This window comes from Streptomyces sp. bgisy027, from assembly GCF_057710365.1.
This window is the reverse complement of record NZ_JBYIVZ010000052.1, coordinates 39837-60157: the sequence shown is the minus strand read 5'-3', so window position 1 is coordinate 60157 and position 20321 is coordinate 39837. Positions and strand designations below refer to the sequence as shown.

General features: G+C 70.3%; 23 protein-coding genes. 15 read left to right on the top strand and 8 right to left on the bottom strand.

Going from position 1 to position 20321, the window contains the following annotated elements:
* Positions 1 to 357 precede the first annotated feature (357 nt).
* Positions 358 to 1011: a dihydrofolate reductase family protein gene (locus AC3ETA_RS38000; RefSeq protein ID WP_432197455.1), complete on the bottom strand. Its 654-nt coding sequence runs from the start codon at positions 1009 to 1011 to the stop codon at positions 358 to 360.
* A 125-nt stretch (positions 1012 to 1136) separates the two neighbouring features.
* Between AC3ETA_RS38000 and AC3ETA_RS37995 the strand changes: the two genes are divergently transcribed.
* Positions 1137 to 1769: a hypothetical protein gene (locus tag AC3ETA_RS37995; RefSeq protein WP_432197454.1), complete on the top strand. Its 633-nt coding sequence runs from the start codon at positions 1137 to 1139 to the stop codon at positions 1767 to 1769.
* Positions 1770 to 1774: 5 nt separating this feature from the next.
* The gene (locus AC3ETA_RS37990; protein WP_432197453.1) at positions 1775 to 2167 is read left to right on the top strand and encodes a hypothetical protein; all 393 of its coding nucleotides are present in this window, start codon (positions 1775 to 1777) and stop codon (positions 2165 to 2167) included.
* Here AC3ETA_RS37990 and AC3ETA_RS37985 read toward each other — a convergent pair.
* Complete coding sequence (locus AC3ETA_RS37985; RefSeq protein ID WP_432197452.1) at positions 2156 to 2575, bottom strand: DnaJ family domain-containing protein; 420 nt, start codon at positions 2573 to 2575, stop codon at positions 2156 to 2158. The genes AC3ETA_RS37990 and AC3ETA_RS37985 overlap by 12 nt on opposite strands.
* A gap of 97 nt (positions 2576 to 2672) precedes the next feature.
* On the opposite strand from AC3ETA_RS37985, the gene AC3ETA_RS37980 reads away from it, so the two are divergent.
* The gene (locus AC3ETA_RS37980; protein WP_432197451.1) at positions 2673 to 3065 is read left to right on the top strand and encodes a hypothetical protein; all 393 of its coding nucleotides are present in this window, start codon (positions 2673 to 2675) and stop codon (positions 3063 to 3065) included.
* A gap of 13 nt (positions 3066 to 3078) precedes the next feature.
* Here AC3ETA_RS37980 and AC3ETA_RS37975 read toward each other — a convergent pair whose 3' ends face one another.
* The 3 genes from AC3ETA_RS37975 to AC3ETA_RS37965 all read right to left on the bottom strand — a co-directional run bounded on the left by AC3ETA_RS37975 (position 3079) and on the right by AC3ETA_RS37965 (position 4905).
* Positions 3079 to 3750, bottom strand: coding sequence for an O-methyltransferase (locus tag AC3ETA_RS37975; RefSeq protein WP_432197450.1), 672 nt, complete (start codon positions 3748 to 3750; stop codon positions 3079 to 3081).
* Between the two features lie 94 nt (positions 3751 to 3844).
* A complete protein-coding gene (locus AC3ETA_RS37970; RefSeq protein WP_432197449.1) occupies positions 3845 to 4108 on the bottom strand; it encodes a hypothetical protein in 264 nt (87 codons plus the stop codon).
* A complete protein-coding gene (locus AC3ETA_RS37965) occupies positions 4096 to 4905 on the bottom strand; it encodes a DUF2330 domain-containing protein (protein WP_432197448.1) in 810 nt (269 codons plus the stop codon). The genes AC3ETA_RS37970 and AC3ETA_RS37965 overlap by 13 nt, the downstream gene beginning before the upstream one ends.
* A 394-nt stretch (positions 4906 to 5299) precedes the next feature.
* On the opposite strand from AC3ETA_RS37965, the gene AC3ETA_RS37960 reads away from it, so the two are divergent.
* Positions 5300 to 7351, top strand: a complete 2052-nt coding sequence (locus AC3ETA_RS37960) for a bifunctional glycosyltransferase 87/phosphatase PAP2 family protein (RefSeq protein ID WP_432197447.1) — start codon at positions 5300 to 5302, stop codon at positions 7349 to 7351.
* Here the strand turns inward: AC3ETA_RS37960 and AC3ETA_RS37955 are convergent.
* On the bottom strand, positions 7305 to 8939 hold the full coding sequence (locus tag AC3ETA_RS37955) for a hypothetical protein (protein ID WP_432197446.1): 1635 nt from the start codon (positions 8937 to 8939) through the stop codon (positions 7305 to 7307). The two genes, AC3ETA_RS37960 and AC3ETA_RS37955, sit on opposite strands and share 47 nt — an antisense overlap.
* A gap of 324 nt (positions 8940 to 9263) precedes the next feature.
* Between AC3ETA_RS37955 and AC3ETA_RS37950 the strand changes: the two genes are divergently transcribed.
* From AC3ETA_RS37950 to AC3ETA_RS37915, 8 genes are all read left to right on the top strand, one after another.
* Positions 9264 to 10421, top strand: a complete 1158-nt coding sequence (locus tag AC3ETA_RS37950) for an ATP-binding protein (RefSeq protein ID WP_432197445.1) — start codon at positions 9264 to 9266, stop codon at positions 10419 to 10421.
* The gene (locus AC3ETA_RS37945; protein WP_432197444.1) at positions 10418 to 10819 is read left to right on the top strand and encodes a roadblock/LC7 domain-containing protein; all 402 of its coding nucleotides are present in this window, start codon (positions 10418 to 10420) and stop codon (positions 10817 to 10819) included. The genes AC3ETA_RS37950 and AC3ETA_RS37945 overlap by 4 nt, the downstream gene beginning before the upstream one ends.
* Positions 10816 to 11193: a DUF742 domain-containing protein gene (locus tag AC3ETA_RS37940; RefSeq protein ID WP_030949424.1), complete on the top strand. Its 378-nt coding sequence runs from the start codon at positions 10816 to 10818 to the stop codon at positions 11191 to 11193. The genes AC3ETA_RS37945 and AC3ETA_RS37940 overlap by 4 nt, the downstream gene beginning before the upstream one ends.
* Entirely contained in the window at positions 11168 to 11773 is a 606-nt protein-coding gene (locus AC3ETA_RS37935; RefSeq protein ID WP_432197443.1) for a GTP-binding protein, read from the top strand. Before AC3ETA_RS37940 ends, AC3ETA_RS37935 begins: the two co-directional genes overlap by 26 nt.
* A complete protein-coding gene (locus AC3ETA_RS37930) occupies positions 11770 to 13104 on the top strand; it encodes a cytochrome P450 (protein WP_432197442.1) in 1335 nt (444 codons plus the stop codon). Before AC3ETA_RS37935 ends, AC3ETA_RS37930 begins: the two co-directional genes overlap by 4 nt.
* A gap of 121 nt (positions 13105 to 13225) precedes the next feature.
* On the top strand, positions 13226 to 13402 hold the full coding sequence (locus tag AC3ETA_RS37925; RefSeq protein WP_432197441.1) for a hypothetical protein: 177 nt from the start codon (positions 13226 to 13228) through the stop codon (positions 13400 to 13402).
* Positions 13399 to 14535 (top strand): tryptophan dimethylallyltransferase family protein, encoded by a 1137-nt coding sequence (locus AC3ETA_RS37920; RefSeq protein WP_432197440.1) that lies wholly within the window; start codon positions 13399 to 13401, stop codon positions 14533 to 14535. The genes AC3ETA_RS37925 and AC3ETA_RS37920 overlap by 4 nt, the downstream gene beginning before the upstream one ends.
* Before the next feature lie 88 nt (positions 14536 to 14623).
* On the top strand, positions 14624 to 15991 hold the full coding sequence (locus AC3ETA_RS37915) for a tryptophanase (protein ID WP_432197439.1): 1368 nt from the start codon (positions 14624 to 14626) through the stop codon (positions 15989 to 15991).
* On the opposite strand, the gene AC3ETA_RS37910 is transcribed toward AC3ETA_RS37915, so the two are convergent.
* Positions 15941 to 16435 (bottom strand): ATP-binding protein, encoded by a 495-nt coding sequence (locus AC3ETA_RS37910; protein ID WP_432197438.1) that lies wholly within the window; start codon positions 16433 to 16435, stop codon positions 15941 to 15943. The genes AC3ETA_RS37915 and AC3ETA_RS37910 overlap by 51 nt on opposite strands.
* Positions 16436 to 16527: 92 nt before the next feature.
* On the opposite strand from AC3ETA_RS37910, the gene AC3ETA_RS37905 reads away from it, so the two are divergent.
* On the top strand, positions 16528 to 17376 hold the full coding sequence (locus AC3ETA_RS37905; RefSeq protein WP_432197437.1) for a helix-turn-helix domain-containing protein: 849 nt from the start codon (positions 16528 to 16530) through the stop codon (positions 17374 to 17376).
* On the top strand, positions 17351 to 17536 hold the full coding sequence (locus tag AC3ETA_RS37900; protein ID WP_432197436.1) for a DUF397 domain-containing protein: 186 nt from the start codon (positions 17351 to 17353) through the stop codon (positions 17534 to 17536). The genes AC3ETA_RS37905 and AC3ETA_RS37900 overlap by 26 nt, the downstream gene beginning before the upstream one ends.
* On the opposite strand, the gene AC3ETA_RS37895 is transcribed toward AC3ETA_RS37900, so the two are convergent.
* On the bottom strand, positions 17520 to 18689 hold the full coding sequence (locus AC3ETA_RS37895; protein ID WP_432197435.1) for a steroid 3-ketoacyl-CoA thiolase: 1170 nt from the start codon (positions 18687 to 18689) through the stop codon (positions 17520 to 17522). The genes AC3ETA_RS37900 and AC3ETA_RS37895 overlap by 17 nt on opposite strands.
* 250 nt (positions 18690 to 18939) lie before the next feature.
* Between AC3ETA_RS37895 and AC3ETA_RS37890 the strand changes: the two genes are divergently transcribed.
* Positions 18940 to 20175, top strand: a complete 1236-nt coding sequence (locus AC3ETA_RS37890) for a cytochrome P450 (RefSeq protein WP_432197434.1) — start codon at positions 18940 to 18942, stop codon at positions 20173 to 20175.
* The last annotated feature ends 146 nt before the right edge of the window (positions 20176 to 20321 follow it).

The window sequence follows — 20321 nt, the reverse complement described above, 5'->3', positions numbered from 1 at the left end:
TGTGGGTCGGGGCCGTGCCGGGGGGTGTCCGTCCTCGGTCGGGCGGTTGCCCGGCATGAAGGAGGGTGCTGCTTCTTGACGCCCGCCGCTGCGGGCGGACACCCCCCCGGCACGTCCCCTTGCCGCCGTGGGCGACTGCGACGCCCCAGGGGCGCGGGGAACTGCGCGAGCGGTTGGGGCGGTTGGGGTCACGGCTTGGCGCGGGCCTGCTGCAACGCCCTGTCTTTCAGGGGCGCGGGGAACTGCGCGAACGGGTTGCGACGGCGGCGGTCACGGCTCGGCGCGGGTCCGCTGCAACGCCCCGCCTTCAGGGGCGCGGGGAACTGCGCGAACAGCCCCCATGGTCCGCGGGTGCCGTCAGATCGTTCGGTTCCTGAGCGTGAGCGTCAGGTGGGTTACTCCGCTGGGGGAGGCGATGGACTCGATCCCGTAGTCGTGTTCGAGGCCCTCCAGGCCGTCCCAGAGGCGTTGGCCTCGATTGAGGAGGACGGGGGCCACCACGATGTGCGCGTGGTCGACGAGGCGGGCGGAGAGGAAGTCGCGCAGGACCCTCACTCCGCCGCCGATGCGGATGTCCTGGTCGCCCGCCGCCTTGCGGGCCGCCGCGAGGACCTCGGCGGGGGAGGCGTTCAGGAAGTGGAACGTCGTGCCGCCCTCCATCTCGATCGACGGGCGCGTGTGCCGGGTGGCGATGAACGTCGGGGTGTGGAAGGGCGGATTGGGGCCCCACCAGCCCTTCCAGTCGGGGTTCTCGTGCCAGCCGGGGTAGCCGAACTTTCCGGCGCCCATGATCTCGGCGCCGATGCCGGGCATGAACTGCCGTGCGAAGACGTCGTCGACGCCGCCGTTGCCGCCGGGCTCGCCGGTCCGCTCGCGCCACCAGCGGGTGGCGAACATCCACTCGTGCAGCCGTTCGCCGGCGTGCCCGAAGGGAGCGTCGAGGCTCAGGCCCTCGCCGGTGCCGAAGCCGTCGAGGGAGATGGTGAAGTTGTGGACTCGGACCAGTGACATGGCGATTCCTTCCTGTGCCGGTTGTGCATTTCAGTGGCTCTCACCATGACGTCGATCGGGGAACCGTTGAATCGACACGCCGTCGGCAGCAGTTTGAGGAGCCCTTTGCGGGCAACTCGCCACGTATGTCAACAGGTGTGATCATTCTGATCGTGATTGCGGCGGTCGTCGTGCTCGGCGTGACCGTCATGGCCCTGAGGACTCGCGGCCCACAGGGGGGTCGGAGCCTGAAGCGGCGCTTCGGGCCCGAGTACGAGCGGACCGTGGCCCGGCACGACGGGGACGCCAAGGCCGCCGAACGTGAACTCGCCCAGCGGGTGGAGCGGCACGGAGGGCTGCGGGAGCGGACGCTGGAGACGACCGAGGCCGAGCGTTACGAGGCTCGCTGGACGGCGGCCCAGGAGCGCTTCGTCGACTCGCCGAAGGACGCCGTGGGCGAGGCGGACCGGCTGCTCGCGGATCTGGCGCAGGCGCGGGGGTATCCGGACGGCGCCCAGTACGAGGAGCAGCTCTCCGCGCTGTCCGTGCACCACGCGAACCGCGTGGACGGCTACCGCCGGGTGCACCGTGCCGCCCGTGCCCGGATCGAGGGCGGGTCGGGCACGGAGGAGTTGCGCGAGGCCATGGTCGAGGCCCGCGCGCTGTTCGAGGAACTGGTGGCGGCCCCCGTGGAGCGGCACCGCGAGTCCCACGAGGCCCGCAGGAGCACCGGCCATATGCCGTGGTCGTTCACGGGACGTCAGGCGAAGGGGAGTTGAGTGACATGACCGACGCCACGACCGGCAGGGACCCGGTCGGGAGCGGGCCCGCGCTCGCGCCCACCGGCGGTGCGGCCCCTGGCGGCACGCCGCCGCGCGCAGGCACCGTGAAGAGCGAGCGTGCGGGTGTTCCGCTCGTTCCGAACGACGAGTCCGACAAGTTCGAGCTCCGGCTCCAGCACGCCGTCTCCGGATTCGTCGACGGTCCCCGGGCCGCCGTCGAGGAGGCGGATCAGGTGGTCGAGGCCATCGTGGCCCGGTTCGCCGAGACCGTCCGCGAGCGTCGTCGCACCCTGCGCACGTCCTGGCAGGACACCGAGGAGAAGGCCGACACCGAGCAGCTCCGGATCGCCCTGCGCGACTACCGCGAGCTGGCGGAACGGCTGCTACACATCTGACCCGGCCGTCGCCCGGCGCTCCCGCCACTGCCGTACGACCTCTTCGACGTCGTACGGTCTGCGGCCCAGGGGAGGGCCGGGCGGCGGCTTCAGCAGCATGTCGCGGATCTTGGCGTTGACGTCCGTGATGATCTTCCGGACCGCCCGCTCCGACGGAGCCGCGTACGCCGCCGTCAGCGCGTCCTCCGCCTCCTTGCGCAGGGCCAGGGCGGGGGGCAGGACCGACAGGCCCTCGCGGGCCATCTTGCGTTTGACCCACCACAGTTCGTCGTACGGCGCTTCCAGGTCGTTCGGCAGCGGTTCGCCCCTGCCGGGCAGCCTGTCGAAGTCGCCGCGTACCTGCGCGTCGTGAATCTGCTTGTCGACCCAGGACTCGAACGGGACACCGGGGGGCTTTCGCTCGGTCATGAGTTCATTGTGCCGGACGCGGCGGTGCCGGGCGATTTATCATGCGGCGTCGGCGGCCAAAACGGCCGTCGTAGTGGACGTTTCAGGAGGGGCGCTCGTGCTCGAACTCACCATGGCCGCCGTGTCCGCGGCGGACGAGGGTGCCACGGCCGGCATGCTCATGGCCGACGCGCCCAGCGAGCCGGGCGCCGTGCTGCGGGTGGGCCGCGACAAGCAGGTCTGCCGGCTCTCGACGCCGGACGACTGGCTGTTCGTGTCCCGGGTGCACCTGGAGTTCCTGTGCGGACCGGACGGTGGGTGGCAGGTGAGCTGGCTGCGCGGCTCGCAGCCCGAACCGTCGTCCGAGGTGCGGCTGACCGTGGGGGAGTACGCCCAGCCGATCGCGTACGGCGGCACCGTGCCGCTGCCGAGGGGCGGCAGCGGCGAGATCGTCATCCACGACCGCACCGCCCCCCGCAGTGTCAACGTCGGCTTCTACCAGGAGGCCTGAGCCCGGACAGGCCCTAAGCCAGCACCCGCGCCAGCGCGAAGCCGTCGTAGCCCTTGCCGCCCACCGTCTGGATCGCCGTGCCGCTCAACCTCGGGTGGCTGCCGATCAGTTCGATGGCGGCGCGGGTGCCCCGCACGTCCGGCGCGTCGCTGTCGGACTCCACGACCCGGCCGCCGCGCACCACGTTGTCGACGACGATCAGGCTGCCCGTGCTCGTCAGCCGCAGCGCCCAGTCGACGTAGTGCGGGTTGTTGGCCTTGTCGGCGTCGATGAAGACCAGGTCGAAGGGGGCCGGGTTCTCGTCGGCCAGCTTCGGCAGGGACTCCAGGGCGGGGCCGACCCGGACCTCGACGATCTTGTCCAGGCCGGCCCGCGCGATGTTGCGGGAGGCGACCTCGGCGTACTTGGCGCTGTACTCCAGCGAGATCAGGCGACCGTCGGCGGGCAGGGCGCGGGCCATCCAGATGGTGCTGTAGCCGCCGAGGGTGCCGATCTCCAGGATGTTGCGGGCGCCCTGGATCTGAGCGAGGAGGTGAAGCAGCTTGCCCTGTGTCGCGGTGACGCTGATGGCCGGCAGTCCGGCGGCCTCACTGTCACGCAGGGCCGCCCGGAGGATCTCGTCGTCGGGTGAGAGCTGGGCGGAGAAGTACTCGTCGACGTCGTCCCAGACCTGCGACTCGCTCATCGCCTTGCCTTTCGTATGGCCGGTTGGAAAGCACTGAGTGGCACTACCGACGATCTCTCCCCGGTGCGGAGTCCGGAATTCCAGGATGGTGGATTCAGCCGGTCGGCGCAGATGGCCGTGACACGTCGGGGAGGCGGGGCCGGGTGTGTCGTACGGCGAACACGGCCGCCGTCGCGAGCGCCGCGGCGAGGGCAGTGGTCACCGTCAGCGGCCACAGGGGGATGCCGGCCGGCGTGCGCCGCCGGTCCTCGTGGATCGCTTGCCGGACGCCGTCGGCCGCCGCCCGGCGCAGCACGTGGTCGCCGGAGATGCGCTCGGGGGACGGGAACTCCTGCCCGATCGCCGTCAGGAACGGCATACCCGCCGCCGGCTCCCTGGCGGCCCGGTCCGTGCCGTCACCCGTCCGGCGTACGTGACCCGGGGGCGTTCGCCGCCGATCCGGGCGGCCGGTTCCCTGCGGTGCCCGGCGAGCACGTACAGGCCCAGGGACCGCGGAGTGGCGGCCGGCCGCGACAGGCGCATCGGGGAGACCGGCTCGTCGGTGCGGAAGGCCAGGTGCAGCGGGTCCAGAGCGCCGGTGAGGGCCCTCCCGCCGGTCCGCGGGGCCGGCTTCACGGCGACGTACTCCCAGCGCCGGTCGACGTACGGCCGAAGGGCGCCGGCCAGGCGGGGCGGCAGGGCGAAGCCGTTGGTGTCGAGCCGGCCGTCCAGCGCGGCCGGGTCGGTGGCCGTCAGCCGGGCCACCTCGAAGGGGCCGAGCCGCTGCCGGCCCACCACGCCCACCGGCGGTCCGGCGCCGGGGGGTGGCGGGGCGCCCGCGGTGTCGTCGCCGGCCACCAGGGGCCAGTCGCCGTCCTGCGGCCAGAAGTGGTACCGCGTGCGGTGCACGGGGGCGGTGACGCCGTGCGGCTCGTCGAACAGCTCCGGGTCGCCGAGGCGGACCGTCGCCCGTCCCGGCACCGGCATGATCCACGCGACGCGCTCGGCGTCCCCGTCGACGGTCAGGCGCATCACGACCTGCTCCCGTGCCCCGTCCCAGCGGACCAAGGACTCCTCCCGGCCGCGACGGCCACCCGGCGAGCGTCGCCGGGCACCATGGCGCCGCAGCCGCAGCCGCAGCCGCAGCCGCAGCCGCAGCCGCAGCCGCACGCCCACGCGGGCGCCACGAGCCGGCCGAGCCGGCGGGCCGGCAGCGTCAGGACGACGGCCAGAGCCCGCCTTCGTGCCCCTCGCCGCAGTGATTCCGCCATCGCGTCCAGCCCCCTCGGTACCGGCCGGCCCCTGAAGCCCCGCCGGCGGCAGGGCTTCAGACGGTACGGCGGACGATCCGGCTGCGCGGCCGGGCCCGCCCGGTGTGAGCCACGCCGCGCCCAGCGGAGGCATCCGAATCCCGCTCCGACTATCGTCATCCGGACAAAAGGAGAGCGGACGTCAGGTGAATCGGGGGTTGCCTGCGTCTCTCCCCGGGGTGGTGCGAGCCCCACTGGGTTCGTAAGGATCTTGACGCATGGGACGCGTGGGACGAATCGGGGCGGGAGGCCGACGAGGCGTGGCGAATGCGGATCATGGTGGGCGACCGGAGGCCATCGGAGCGACGGCCGTCGGCGCGGTCCAGGCGCGCGTACGCGTGGCGCGGCTCGGCCTGTGGCTGATCGTCGCGATCCTCGCCGTACGGGAGGTCGCCGTCGTCCTCGGCACGCCGCGCGGGGAGCGGCTGACGGATCTGGAGACCTGGGTCGGACCGGACGGCGTCCTGCACGTGAAGGGTTCGCTCTACGACTCGACGCAGTTCACCGGTACCCCGTTCGGCGGACTTGTCCTGAAACCGCTCACCCGCGCCGCCGAGCAGGCCCTCGGCTGGGGCTGGACCTTCGGCACCCTGCTGCTCGTCGTCGCCCTCGGCCTGGTCGCCGCCCGCGCCCTGCCGCAGCCGGTCAGCCGGCGCACCTCCCTGCTCGCCGCGCCCGTCGCGATCAGCCTGCTGATGCTGTCGCTGCCGGTGCGCAACACGCTCTACCTCGGCCAGACCAGCATCATGCCGGTCCTGCTGGTCCTGCTCGGCTGCTTCGCCGTGCGCGGCGAGCGGGCCGGCGGCGTGCTCATCGGCGTCGCCGCCGCCCTCCAGCCGACCCTGCTGCTGTTCACCCCGCTGCTGTGGTTCACCGGCCGTCGCCGTGCCGCGCTCTCCGCGGGCGCCACGTTCGCCGCGTGCACGGCGATCGCCTGGGTGGCGCTGCCGAGCGACTCGTACACGTACTGGGTGCACCACATGGCGGGCGTGGGCCTCGGCGGCCGTGCCGACGACCTCGGCAACCAGTCCCTGCACGGCGCCCTGCTGCGGCTCGGGCCGGCCGGGCCCCTGGAGATCGTCCTCTTCCTGCTGCTGGGCGCCGCCGTCGCCGCCCTCGCGGTACGCCGTGCCGTGCGCTACGCCCGCGACGGGCAGCTCCTGCTCGCCGTGGCCGTCACCGGCTGCGCGGCGATCGTCGTGTCGCCCACCGCCTGGCAGCACCAGCTGCTGTGGGTGCTGCTGGCGGTCGTCGGCCAGGTCGGCAGACGGGCCTCCGACCGGTACGTCTGGCCGGTCGCCATCGTGCTGGTGATGACCCTGCCGGCGAAGATGATGGTGCCGGACAAGCTGATCCTGCATCCGCTGCGCGCCGACCTCGTGCTGCTCGCCGCCATCGCGACGGCGGCCGTCGTGCCGTTCCTGTCGCGCACCTCGCCGTACTGGCAGACCCCGATCCCGACCCGGTACGCGGACAAGGTCCCCTCCCGTTTCCGGCACATCCCGCTGGTGCCGTTCCTGCGCCGGGTGATCAGCCGCCCGAACCTGCTCTTCGAGCTGCTGCTGATCCGGGTCACCTACTACGCCTACGCCCAGATCCGGCTGGCCGCGGCCGGTGGCTCCAACGCGGCCGGCCGGGTCACCGCCGAGGAGCACGGCGAGGAGATCCACTCCGTCGAACGCGCCCTGGGCATCGACATCGAGCACTGGGCCAACCACGCGGTCGTGCAGGTCGACTGGCTGCGAAGCTTCTTCGACTTCTACTACGAGTCGTTCCACTTCGGCGTCCCGCTGGCGATCCTCGCCGTCCTGTACTGGCGCCGCCCCGTCGACTACCGCTGGGCCCGCACCGCGATCGGCTTCGCCACCGTCTTCGCCCTGATCGGCTTCTGGCTCTACCCGCTCGCCCCGCCGCGTCTGATGCCCGGCCTCGGCTTCATCGACACCGTCCACGGCCCGCAGGACTTCACCCAGCCCGACTACGGCACCCTGACCGAGCTCACCAACCAGTACGCGGCGATGCCCTCGCTGCACTTCGGCTGGTCCCTGTGGTGCGGCCTGGTCGTCCTGATCCTCGCCCCGCGCTGGTGGATGAAGGCCCTCGGCCTGCTGCACCCGCTGTTCACGGTCACCGCGATCGTCGTCACCGGCAACCACTGGGTGCTGGACGCGGTCGGCGGCGCGGCCGTGGTGGGCGCCGGCTTCGCGGTGACGTACCTGTTCCAGGGCCCGCGAGCCAAGGCGGTGACGGCGCGGGCCGAGCAGGTCAGCAGCGACTCCCGGGCTCCGGTGAAGGACCGTACTCCGAGCTGATCCGGTACGCGCCGGGCGCGGACACGGTGAGCCGGGTGAACTCGCCCTGCGGTTTCAGACACCCGCCGCCGTCGGTGCGCAGCCACTGCGAGTAGGCGATGCGCACGATGGCGCTGCCCGCCCGGGACATGCGGACGACGACGTCGGCGCTGGACGTCGACTCCACGGTCGCCGGCCCGCTCACCAGCGGCTGCGCGTCGCGCACCTTGAACACCTTCCAGTGGGCGTCCTGCCACACCGGCTCCAGCCACTCGGGCCGGTTCTCGCGCACGAGCTGTGCCTCGGCCTCGGCGTACCCGTCGGGCTTGCCCAGCGGCAGCACCACGAACCCGACGGCCCAGCGGTCCAGCCATGCCCGGTAGGTGGCGGCCGAGAAGGACCCGTCGTAGAACAGCCGGGCCCGCTCCATGTCCAGCTGGCGGTTCCAGCCGCGGGCCATGTTCACGTGCGGGGCGAGTCCGCTGGCCTCGCGGTGGTTGCGGGCGGGGACGACCTCGACGCGGGTGCGGTCGGCGCCGAGGCGGTCCAGGGCGCGGACCACGCCGTGGGTCTCGGCGGCCCAGGCCGGCACGGTGGTGGAGACGTACAGGTCGTCGGCGGTCTTCTTGCCCACCCAGGCGACGGACAGGACCAGGGCGGTGACCAGCAGGTTCCGGCGGACCTTCGCGAGCTGCGGCTGGGCGAGCAGGACGGCGAGGAGCGCGGCGGGCGCGAACAGCTCGGCGAAGCGCTCGACGTTGGTGCCTATGGGGGAGGCGATGAGATACGTCAGGACGGTCCCCGCCGCGTACACGGCACCGCTGATGCGGGCGACGCGCCAGGAGCGCGGGGCGAGGAAGGTGACGGCCAGGCCGAGGAGGAACGGCGGCCATATGCGTCCGGCGAACATCAGCTGCTCGCCCTTGAAGGGGAACAGCAGGGTGGTCAGGCCGACGGTGAGGGCGGGCGGCAGGAGCAGGGCGAGGGCGCGGGGCCAGTCGCGGGTGACGAGGAAGGCGGCGCCGACGACGACCAGGAACAGCCCGGCCACGGGGCTGGCCATGGTCGAGAGGGCGGCGTAGGCGGCGGCGAGGACGATCCGCCGGTCGTGGGTGAGCATCAGGCACGCGGCGAGCCCGAAGGCGACGCCGAGGGCGAAGGTGGTGCGGCCGGAGGCCACGTTGCACCACAGGGCGAACGACGCGAGCAGGGCCGGGCCCAGGGGTCTTCGCAGGCCCGCGCGCTCCATGAGGACGGCCGCGAGCCAGGTGGCTGCGATGCCGGAGACGACGGTGAGGGCCCGCACACCGAGGGCGGCCATCAAGTAGGGGGATATGAGACTGTAGTTGGCGGTGTGAGTGCCTCCGTACCAGAAAAGGTTGTAAGCGGAATCACCGTGCCGGGCCGCGAAGCCGGCCCAGGCGTACTGCGCCGCGAGGTCTCCGCCGCCGGTGGCGAGGAACGCCCACCAGAGCGCGTACAGGGGGAGCGCCGGGAGCGTGGCGAGCAACGGCACCCTGTGGCGGTGCCACAGGGTGCCCGGGAGCGACTGCCCGGCTTCGGACGCCGGGGGCGCGGGTCTGGTACGGGTGAGTTCGGCAGGGACCATGTGAGCCAAGACGCGGTTTCGGATCGGTTCGTTCATCGGCGCCATCGGCCGCGGATGACCAGAGGCGACAGGCGAGTACACAGATTCTTCATCTCAGGACACCCGAATCTCCGCCAACTGACGGCATTGACCAGGTATCTGACGAAGCGTCAGTCAACTCCGGTGATATGCTCCCTGCACTTGCCAGGCAGGCCACCGGCACCGGGGCGAAACGTCTCGGCGGCAAGGGCGGGCCCCTGTCGGCAAGCCCGTGTGTACTGCCGCCCCCCGGGCCGACCGGGCGGGTTTCCAGCAACGGGGCTTCTGTCGCTCGAAGAGAGTCTTATGACGCAATACGTGATGGATCCGGCGATCTGGGGGCTCGTTGTCGGCGCCCCTGCAGCGGCCACGATCATTGTTCGCCAGCAGAAGGCGATACGAAAGTTACGCAAGCGGAACGACGAGCTCAAGTCCTCGTACGTCGATCTCGAGGGCGGATACGACGCGATCGTCCGGCAGGCCGAGGAACGGGCCGGCGAAGAGACCAAAACCGTACTGAAGTCCGCGATGCGGACACTTCAGGGCCTTGCGGCCGAACAGCAGCTGGTCATCTCCAAGTTGCAGAGCAAATACGGAGATTCACCGATTCTCCGGGATCTGCTGGAGATCGACCACATGAACTCGCAGTTCGGCCGGCGGGCGCAGTCCATCGCCGTTCTGTGCCAGGGCTGGCTCGGCCGGCAGCGTGATCCCGCCTCGGTCTACGACGTGATCCGCAGCGCGCAGGGAAGGATCCGCCACTACCAGCGGGTCGAGATCCTGTCGCAGGTGGACTACGGCGTCACCAGCCGGGCGGTCGAATCGATCGCGCTCGCGGTCGCGGAGCTGCTCGACAACGCCACCAGCTACTCGGCGCCCGAGACCGTGGTCGAGATCAACGTCCGGTCCGTGCCCAAGGGCATCTGCATCGTGGTCGACGACGCGGGTGTCGGCATGAACGAGGAGGAGAAGGCCAGGGCGGCGGAGCTGCTGTCCGGGGAACGCGCGGCGAGCGTGTCCGACCTGGGCAACCCTCCGCAGTTCGGGTTCGCGGTGATCGGCGCGCTCTGCGAGCGCTACGGCTTCACTGTCTCCGTCGACTCCACCTCTCCCTACGGAGGTGTCCGTGCGGTCGTACTCGTTCCGGAGGAGCTGTTGACCAGCATGCCGGAGCCCAAGATTCCGAACGCGGCTGTCGACGCCGGGGCCCGGGCGGACGAAGTCGGCGGCGACGCCCCGGCGACGACCTCCGACGGGCTGCCCAAGCGCCGGCGCAAGCAGCGTCCGATGGCCGTCGTCCCGAGCAGTCCCGGCACCGCGCGATCACCGGGTCGCTCCACCGAGGAGACGGCGTCGATCATGAGCGCCTTTCAACGGGGGACCCAGACCGGCCGCGCCGCGCCCCTGGACGCGATGCGCGGGAGCCACGCTGACGGACGCAAGGGACCGGAGACCACCTCGTGAAGAACGACCTGTCTTGGATGCTGGACAGTGCCCTGGAGATTCCCGGGGCGCTGCACGCGGTCCTGGTCTCGGCCGACGGTCTGCTGATGGCCCGCACCAAGGACCTCGGGCGGGACTCGGCGGACACGGTGGCGGCCGCGATGAGCGGTGTGCAGTCGCTCAGCCGGTCCCTGGGCTTCTTCGCCGACGGCGAGCACATGCAGTGGCGCCAGACGCTGGTGGAGTTCGACGGCGGCTGGGTCTTCCTGATCTCCGCAGGCGAGGGCGCCTACCTCGCGGTCTCGGCCGCCCCCGACATCGACATGGCGGACATCACCTTCCGAATGCAGCAACTGGTCGGCCAGTTGGGCAAGGAACTGGCCACATCACCCCGTGAGGACATCGGCCACCGCTCATGACTGACAACACCCCCGAAGAGTCAGAAGCCGCAGAGTTAGTACGGCCGTACGTCATCACACGCGGGCGCGAGCTGCCCGCCGAGGACAAGTTCTCCCTGATCACCCTTGTGACGACGGTCAGCGACGAGCGGCAGCGTCCCACCCGGCTCTCCCCCGAGGAGCAGCACGTCCTGGACATGTGCTCCGGCGGCTACCTCTCGGTCGCCGAGCTCGCCGGGCACACCCAACTCCCCCTGGGTGTGCTCAAGATCCTGCTCAGCTCGCTGGCAGAGGGGGGATACCTGATCACCCGAGCGCCCGTGCCGCGGGCGCGTCTCGTCGACCAACAACTTCTCCAGGAGGTGCTGGATGGACTCCAGGCGCGTTTTGGATGAGGACGCCTACGTCCGGGGCGGCGAGGCTCAGACGGCGGTGAAGATCCTTGTCGTCGGGCACTTCGCCGTCGGCAAGACCACCTTCATCGGCACCATCTCCGAGATCCCCCCGCTGTCCACCGAGGAGGACATGACGCGGGTGGCGGAGGCGGTCGACGACCTCAAGGGCGTGCGGAGCAAGACCACCACCACGGTCGCCATGGACTTCGGGCGGCTGACGATCAGCGACCAGGTGGTGCTCTATCTGTTCGGCACGCCCGGTCAGCAGCGGTTCATCCAGATCTGGGAGGACATGGCCCGCGGCGCCCTCGGCGCCCTGGTCCTGGTGGACCCCGAACGGCTGGCGGACTCCTTCGCCGTGATCGACCTGATCGAGCAGTACGGCCTGTCCTACGCCATCGCCGTCAACCGTTTCGACCACACGCCCGAACGCACCGAAGCGGCCCTGCGGGAAGCGCTCGACCTGCTGCCGGACACCCCCGTCGTCGTAATGGACGCACGTGACGAGAACTCATCGGCGCAGGCGCTGATCACTCTCGTTCGCTACCTACAGGAACGCGCCGCTCTGGAGCACGCATGACCAGCGAAGACTTCCCCGCACCGCCGCCCGGCTGCCCGGCGCACGGCAGCGGGCAACGGATACCCATGTACACGGCGGAGTTCGCCGCCGACCCCCAGGCCTACTACGACTACATGCGCCACCACGGCCCGACGGCCCCCGTCGAGCTGGCCCCGGGCGTGCCGGCCACCCTCGTCACGGACTACGCGGCGGCGCTGGACCTGCTCCAGAACCCGGGGGACTTCCGCAAGGACCCCCGCCGCTGGCGCGACCTCAACGAGGGCCGCATCAGCCCGGACAGCCCGGTCCTTCCCCTGCTCGGCCCCCGGCCCACCTGCATGTTCACCGACGGTGCCGAGCACCTGCGGCTGCGTCAGGCCGTCACCGAGAGCTTCGCCCGGGTCGACAGCCACCGGCTGAGCGTGAACGTCGACCGGATCGCGCACTACCTCCTGGCCCAGTTCAGCACCCGCGGCTCCGCGGACCTGCTCAACGACTACGCCAAGCAGCTCCCGCTGTTCGTCTTCAACGAACTGTTCGGCTGCCCGGCGGAGATCGGCGACCGGGTCATGTTCGGCGTCTCCGGCATCTTCGACGGCATCAACGCCGAGCGTGCCAACGAGGTCCTCATCCAGGCGGTCGCCGAACTGGTCGCGCTGAAGCGGGCGCGCCCCGGTGACGACGTCACCTCCTGGCTGATGCAGCACCCGGCCAAGCTGGACGACGCGGAGATGATCCATCAGCTGGTGCTGCTGATCGGCGCCGGCGCGGAACCGCTGCGCAACCTCATCGCCAACACCGTGCACCTGCTGCTGACCGACGACCGGTTCGCACAGAACGGTCTGCTGGAGGAGGCGCTCGACGACACCCTGTGGCACAACCCGCCCATCTCCAACTACGCGCCCCACTACCCGGCCAGGGACATGGAGTTCGCCGGCGGCAAGCTCAGCACCGGCGATCTGGTGCTGGTCGGCTTCCAGGCCGCCAACGCCGCCTCGGCGCGCTCCGCCTCGGGGCAGTCCAGCAACCGGGCCCATCTCGCCTGGAGCGCGGGCCCGCACGCCTGTCCCTCCAAGGAGCCGGCCCGCCTCATCACCCTGGCGGCGATCGAGCACCTCTTCAACGAACTGCCCGACGTCGAACTCGCCGTCCCGGAGGAGAGCCTGACCTGGCGGCCCGGCCCGTTCAACCGCGCCCTGGCGCAGCTGCCGGCCCGCTTCACCCCGACCACCCCGCGACGCGCGGTGCAGCCCCAGCCGTCCCAGACGGCACAGGGATCGGCCGCCGACACGGACGCCAACAAGGAGCGTGGAGGGCTCTGGAGTTCCTTCCTGAAGTGGGTCAGGGCGTAACCCCTGGTTCCGGATCGTGACACAGGTAACAGGCAACTGCCCCTGGCAACTGCATGAACGTTAAAGCGCCGGGGTATGACTGCGCAGGGTATCTGAGTCGTCACATGATGAAGGAGGGGCTGTGGAGTTCAACCCCGCTGCCACTCGTGCCCTGCGCCCCGTCACCCGGTCCCACACGTTCATTCAGGAGAAGGACTTCCTCATAGGCCTCATAGGCGTCCAAGCAGAATGGCCCTACGGCCGGATACCCGCCTTCACCGGCGGGTATCTTTTTGCGCCGGCCGGGGAGGTCCGGTGAGTACGGCAAGCACGGCGCCGGTCACCGACGCACCGGTCACCTACGAGTACACCCCCACTCTCGCCGATCACGTCGTCGGCCAACTGCTGCGTCTGGGCTCGGTCGTGGGCTCCTCGGCAGCGGAGTCGGCGCTGTACGCGCACATCGTCCTGGAGTCCCTCGGGGACGCGTGCGGCCGCTCGCTCTCCGAGCCCCCGGCCACACCCAGTTTCATTTCCGACGATCACACACCGGTCGAGTTCTCCCTGGCCTTCCGCCCGGGCAAGGCCCCCGGCCTGCGCGTCCTGGTCGAACCCGGCTGCACGGCCGGCGACTTGGCGGACAACGGCCGCCAAGGGCTCGCCGCCATCCGGGAGATGGCCCGTCGCTGGGACTTCTCCACCGCCCAGCTCGACCGCCTCGAAGACCTGTTCCTGCCCTCGAACCCAGAAGGCCAACTGGCCCTCTGGTACGCGCTGGAATTACGTCCCGGCGGCGTACCCGGCGTCAAGGTCTACCTCAACCCCTCCGCCACCGGACCCGAACGGGCCACGGCCACCGTCCGGGAGGCACTGCACCGGCTCGGTCACCGGCAGGCTTTCGAGAACCTGCCCGACACGACCGGGTATCCCTTCGTCGCACTGGACCTCGGCACCTGGGACACCCCCCGGGTCAAGGTCTACACCGCGCATCCGAGCCTCGCGGCAACCGAGGCGTACGCACTGAACCGCGCGCAGCCCGGCCCGGCACGCGAGGACGTGGAAGCCTTCTTCCACCTCGCCGCCGAAGGGCGCCCGCCCACCGGGGCGGGAGGCGGGCCGGAGCCACGACTGGACCGGCGGCCCGCGCTGACCTGCCACTCCTTCACCGACACCGCGTCCGGCCGGCCCAGCGGGTTCACCCTGCACGTCCCGGTCCGTGACTACGTCAGGGACGACGAGGAGGCGCTCGCCCGCGCCACCGCCGTGCTGACCCACTTCGGCATGGACCCCTCGATGCTCCGCCGCGCCCTCGCCGCCCTCAGTACGCGGCAACTCTCCGACGGCGTCGGCCTGATCGCGTACCTGGCACTGGCGCACGAGCGCGACCGCAGCCCCCGCATCACCGCGTACGTCTCCTCGGAGGCCTATGCGGTGCGTCCCCCCGCGCAGTGATCCGCGCGTCGTAGAAGAGCCCGCGCAGCGTCACAAGGCCGCCCGCGCAGTATCGGAATGCCCCGAGCAACATCAGAAAGAAGGAGCCGTGGAGCCCTACCGGATCAAGGTCGTCGAGCCCATCCCCCTCACCACCCCACAGCAGCGTGAGGAAGCCCTGCGACGGGTCTCCTACAACCTGTTCGACCTGCGTGCCGACGAGGTCACCATCGACCTGCTGAGCGACTCCGGCACCGGCGCGATCTCCGCCGCCCAGCTCTCGGCCGGAATGAACGGCGACGAGTCGTACGCAGGCTCCCGGTCGTTCTACCGCTGGCACGAGACCGTCAGCGAACTCACCGGCTATCCGCATCTCCTGCCCGCCCACCAGGGACGCGCGGCCGAACGCATCCTGTTCACCTCGCTGCTCACCCCGGGCAGCACCGTGGTGTCCAACACGCACTTCGACACCACCCGCGCCAATGTGGAACTCGTCGGCTGCCAGGCCCGGGACATTCCCTGCCCCGAGGCCAAGGACCTGGACAGCCCGCACCGCTTCAAGGGCAACATCGACCTCAACGCGCTGGAGCAGATCCTCCAGAACCAGCAGGAGTCCCCGGTGGCCGCCGTGGTGATGACCATCACCAACAACGGCGGCGGCGGACAGCCGGTCTCCATGGACAACCTGCGCCGCACCGCCGACCTGTGCCGACGCCACAGCGTCCCCATGATCCTCGACGCCGCACGATTCGCCGAGAACGCCTGGCTGGTGACCCGTCACGAGCCCGGCTACCAGGACCGCACCCCGCGTCAGGTCGCCGAGGAGGCCTTCCGCCTCGCGGACGGCTGCATCATGAGCGCCAAGAAGGACGGCATCGTCCACATCGGCGGCTTCATCGGCCTGAAGGACCCCGAGCTCGCCCAGAAGTGCGAGCGCCTCCTCATCGCGACCGAGGGGTTCGCCACCTACGGCGGTCTCGCCGGGCGCGACCTGGACATGATGGCCCAGGGCCTGGTGGAGGTCACCGAGCCCTCCTACCTGGCCGAGCGCGCCGACATCGCCGCCCACCTCGCCCAGCGCATCCGGGACGCGGGCGTCGACATCGTCGAGCCGGCCGGCCTGCACGCCCTGTACCTCAACGCCGGGCGGCTGCTGCCGCACATCCCGCCCCACCAGTACCCCGGCCACTCGCTGGCCTGCCAGCTCTACCTGCGCGGCGGCATCCGCTCCGCCGAGCTGGGATCCCTCTACCTCGGCGAGGAGGACGAGCACGGCAACCCGGTCAAGTCGGCGCCCTACGAACTCGTACGGCTGGCCCTGCCCCGCCGGGTCTACACCCGCAGCCACTACGACCACGTCGCCCAGACCCTGGCCGACATAGCCAAGGACCCCAGCTCGGTGCACGGCTACCGCATCACCGAGCAGTCACCGATCCTCCGCCACTTCAGCATCAAGCTGGAGCCCGCCAAGGCCTGACGGCAAGCCGGTGACTCCCGACCGTGTGGTTCCGCACTCGAACCACACGGTCTTCCCTCCCCGTCGCCCGGCGGCGTCCACGCCCCACTTGTCGGCCACGGCGTCCAGCAGCACGAGCCCCCGCCCGTTCTCGGAGTCCAGGTCCAACTCCGCCGTGGTGGCCGGTAGTCGGGGGCACCCGTCCGACACCTCGATCCGCACACTGTCCCGCTGCCGCAGCACCAGTACCTCGCAGCGCCGGTCCGGAACATGCCGTACGACGTTGGCGACCAGCTCGGTCACGCCCAGTTCCACGGCGTCGGTCAGTTCACGCATCTCCCACTCGCCGAGCAGCGAGCGCACGATCGCGCGGATGTGCCGGGCCGAGTGGTCACCGGCGGTCAGGCGCATGCGGTACTGGTGGCGGAGGGGCGCCAGGTGGGTGGGGGGAATGTATCCGTTCACGGTACGAGCCTGACCTCGCACGACTACTTTGGGCTACGGAACGGATACAACGGGTCCCGGAGTGGGCCCAGTTGCGTGAGAGGGAGCTCTGCGTGACCCACATCAACACCCTCGACCCGGGCGCCTCGCCACTCGACTACTACGGCTTCGAACTGCGCCGGTACCGCGAGGAGGCCGGGCTGACGCAGAAGAAGCTGGGGGACATCGTCTACTGCACCGGCTCCCTGGTCGGCCAGATCGAAACGGCGAGAAAGTTGCCGACGCTGCCGTTCAGCGAGCGGGCGGACATCGCACTGGGCACGGGCGGACTGCTGTCCCGCCTGCACGAGCTGGTGATGCGCAGTCAACTTCCGGCCTGGTTTCAGCAGGTGGCGGAGCTGCAGGCGCGGGCCATCGAGATCTGCTCGTTCGAGACGCACATGGTGCACGGGCTGCTCCAGACCAGGGCGTACGCGAGCGCTGTGCTCGGGGTCTTCGACAAGGTCGACCTCGACGACCGCACGGCCGTGAGGCTCGCTCGTCAGCGCATCTTCGAGAAGGAGGAGCCCCCGGTCTTCTGGGCGATCCTCAGCGAGGCCGCGCTGTGCCAGGAGATGGGCGGTCGGGAAACCATGCGGGAGCAACTGGCCCATCTGCTGTCCCTCGAGGGTAACCCCCGGATCAACATCCAGGTGCTGCCGTTCTCGGCCGGTGCGCATGCGGGACTACAAGGCTCGTTCGACGTCTACCGCTTTGAGAGCGATCCGACCATCGTCTACACGGAGGGCTACGGCAGCGGGCATCCGACCGCCAACCCGGACACCGTCAAGGACTGCTCGCTCCGTTACGATCATCTGCAAGCCGCCGCCCTGTCCATCAAGGACTCGGCGGATCTGATTCGGCGCGTGATGGAGGAACGTTATGGGGAGCACCGAGATGCCGACGGCGATCCAGTGGCGTAAGTCCAGCTACAGCGGTGACCAGGGCGGCAATTGCGTCGAGATCGCCGAATCGACCGCGTCCGTCGCCGTTCGCGACTCCAAGAACCCGGCGGGGCCGATCCTCACCCTCGACCCCACCGCGTTCACCGCGTTCCTGGACTGGACTACAGCCGCTGAATGATCGTGCCGGTGGCCAGTCCGCCGCCCGCGCACATCGTGATCAGCGCGAACTCCTTGTCCGCGCGCTCCAGTTCGTGAAGTGCGGTCGTGATCAGCCGGGCCCCGGTGGCTCCCACCGGGTGCCCGAGGGCGATCGCGCCGCCGTTGACGTTGACCTTCTCCAGGTCCTGCTCGAAGACCTGCGCCCAGCTCAACACCACGGACGCGAAGGCCTCGTTGATCTCGACCAGGTCGATGTCCTTCAGGGACATCCCGGCCTTGCCCAGCACGGCCTTGGTCGCGTCGATCGGTCCGTCGAGGTGGAAGTGCGGGTCGGCACCCACGAGGGCCTGCGCCACGATGCGGGCCCTCGGCCGCAGCTTCAGCGCGCGGGCCATCCGCTTAGACGCCCACATGATCGCCGACGCGCCGTCGCTGATCTGTGAGGAGTTGCCCGCCGTGTGAACGGCCGTCGGCATCACGGACTTGAGGCCCGCCAGCGCCTCCATGGACGTGTCGCGCAGACCCTCGTCCCTGTCGACCAGGCGCCACATGCCCTGCCCGGCGCGCTGCTCCTCCTCGGTCGTCGGCACCTGGACGGCGAACGTCTCCCGCTTGAACCGCTCCTCCGCCCAGGCGGCGGCGGCCCGCTCCTGCGAGACGAGCCCGAGGGAGTCGACGTTCTCGCGGGTCAGCCCCCGGTGGCGGGCGATGCGCTCGGCGGCCTCGAACTGGTTGGGCAGGTCGACGTTCCACTCGTCGGGGAACGGCTTGCCGGGCCCGTGCTTGGAACCGGACCCCAGCGGCACCCGGGACATGGCCTCGACGCCGCAGCTGATGCCGACGTCGATGACGCCCGTGGCGATCATGTTGGCCGTCATGTGCGAGGCCTGCTGGGAGGAGCCGCACTGGCAGTCGACGGTCGTCGCCGCCGTCTCGTAGGGCAGGCCCATGGTCAGCCAGGCCGTGCGCGCGGGGTTCATGGACTGTTCGCCGGCGTGGGTCACCGTGCCGCCGACGATCTGCTCGACGCAGTCGGCGGGGATGCCCGTACGGCCCAGGAGTTCGCGGTAGGTCTCGCCCAGGAGATAGGCGGGGTGGAGGTTGGCGAGCGCGCCGCCGCGCTTGCCGATGGGGGTGCGCACTGCTTCGACGATCACGGGTTCGGCAGCCATGGGTGCGGGGTCCTCTCGGCTCTCCTCGGCTTTCCGCCAAGAACTAGTACGTGTTCTAGTTCCCCTTGCAGTCTGCTGACGTGATGTCGGTCACCGCAAGGGTCGTGCACGCTCCGGAGTCTTGATCTGCGGAGATCTGCACGAATTCCGCACCGGATTGGGGGTGTCGCGCCTCTTGCCACTTGTAGAACCCGTTACTACCTTCGCGGGAACCCTGTTCTGATGGACCGTCAGATGGCTGGAGCCGCCGATGTCCTGTCCAGCGCTTCCCGACGGGTTCGACTTCACCGACCCCGATGTGCTGCACCACCGCGTACCCCTCCCGGAGTTCGCCGAGCTGCGCCAGGCGGAACCGGTCCGCTGGATCCCGCAGGCGGCCAACGTGGCCGGATTCCAGGACGAGGGCTACTGGGCTGTGACCCGGCACGCGGACGTCAAGTACGTGTCGACGCACCCGGAGTTGTTCTCGTCGACCCTCAACACCGCGATCATCCGTTTCAACGAGCACATCGAGCGCGACGCCATCGACGCGCAACGCCTGATCCTGTTGAACATGGACCCGCCCGAGCACACCCGGGTCCGCCAGATCGTCCAGCGCGTGTTCACCCCGCGTGCCATCCGCGCCCTGGAGGAACGCCTGCGCACACGGGCGCTCGACATCGCCGCGAACGCCCGTGAGCACGCCGGACCCTTCGACTTCGTCACCGAGGTCGCCTGCGAACTGCCTCTGCAGGCGATCGCCGAGCTGATCGGCGTCCCGCAGGACGACCGGGCCAAGATCTTCGACTGGTCCAACAAGATGATCTCGTACGACGACCCCGAGTACGCCATCACCGAGGAGGTGGGCGCGGAGTCGGCCACCGAGCTGATCGCCTACGCGATGAACATGGCCGCCGACCGCAAGGCGTGCCCGGCGAAGGACATCGTCACCACGCTGGTGGCGGCCGAGGACGAAGGCAACCTGGGCTCGGACGAGTTCGGCTTCTTCGTGCTGATGCTGGCCGTGGCGGGCAACGAGACCACCCGCAACGCCATCACCCACGGCATGCACGCCTTCCTCACCCACCCCGAACAGTGGGAGCTGTACAAGAGGGAGCGCCCCGGGACGGCCGCGGAGGAGATCGTCCGCTGGGCGACGCCGGTGGTGTCCTTCCAGCGCACGGCGACCCAGGACACGGATCTGGGCGGGAAGCGCATAAGGAAGGGTGACCGGGTAGGAATCTTCTATGCCTCGGCGAACCACGACCCCGAGGTCTTCGAGAATCCGGACGCCTTCGACATCACCCGCGACCCCAACCCCCACCTCGGCTTCGGCGGCGGGGGCCCGCACTACTGCCTGGGCAAGTCCCTGGCGGTGCTGGAGATCGACCTGATCTTCAACGCCGTGGCCGACGCGATGCCCGACCTGCGCCTGGTCGGGGACCCCCGCCGCCTTCGCTCCGCGTGGATCAACGGAGTGAAGGAACTCCGGGTCAGCAGCGGCTGACCCGTCCCGAGGGAGGCAGGAGCACCCCTTGTCCCTACGCCCCGTTCCTGCCTCCCCCGCGACGGGGTCAGGCCGTGGGCGGACATGACGAAGGCGGCGACCCCGGGGATCGGGGGTCGCCGCCTTCGGTTCATGTCGGCCGGGCT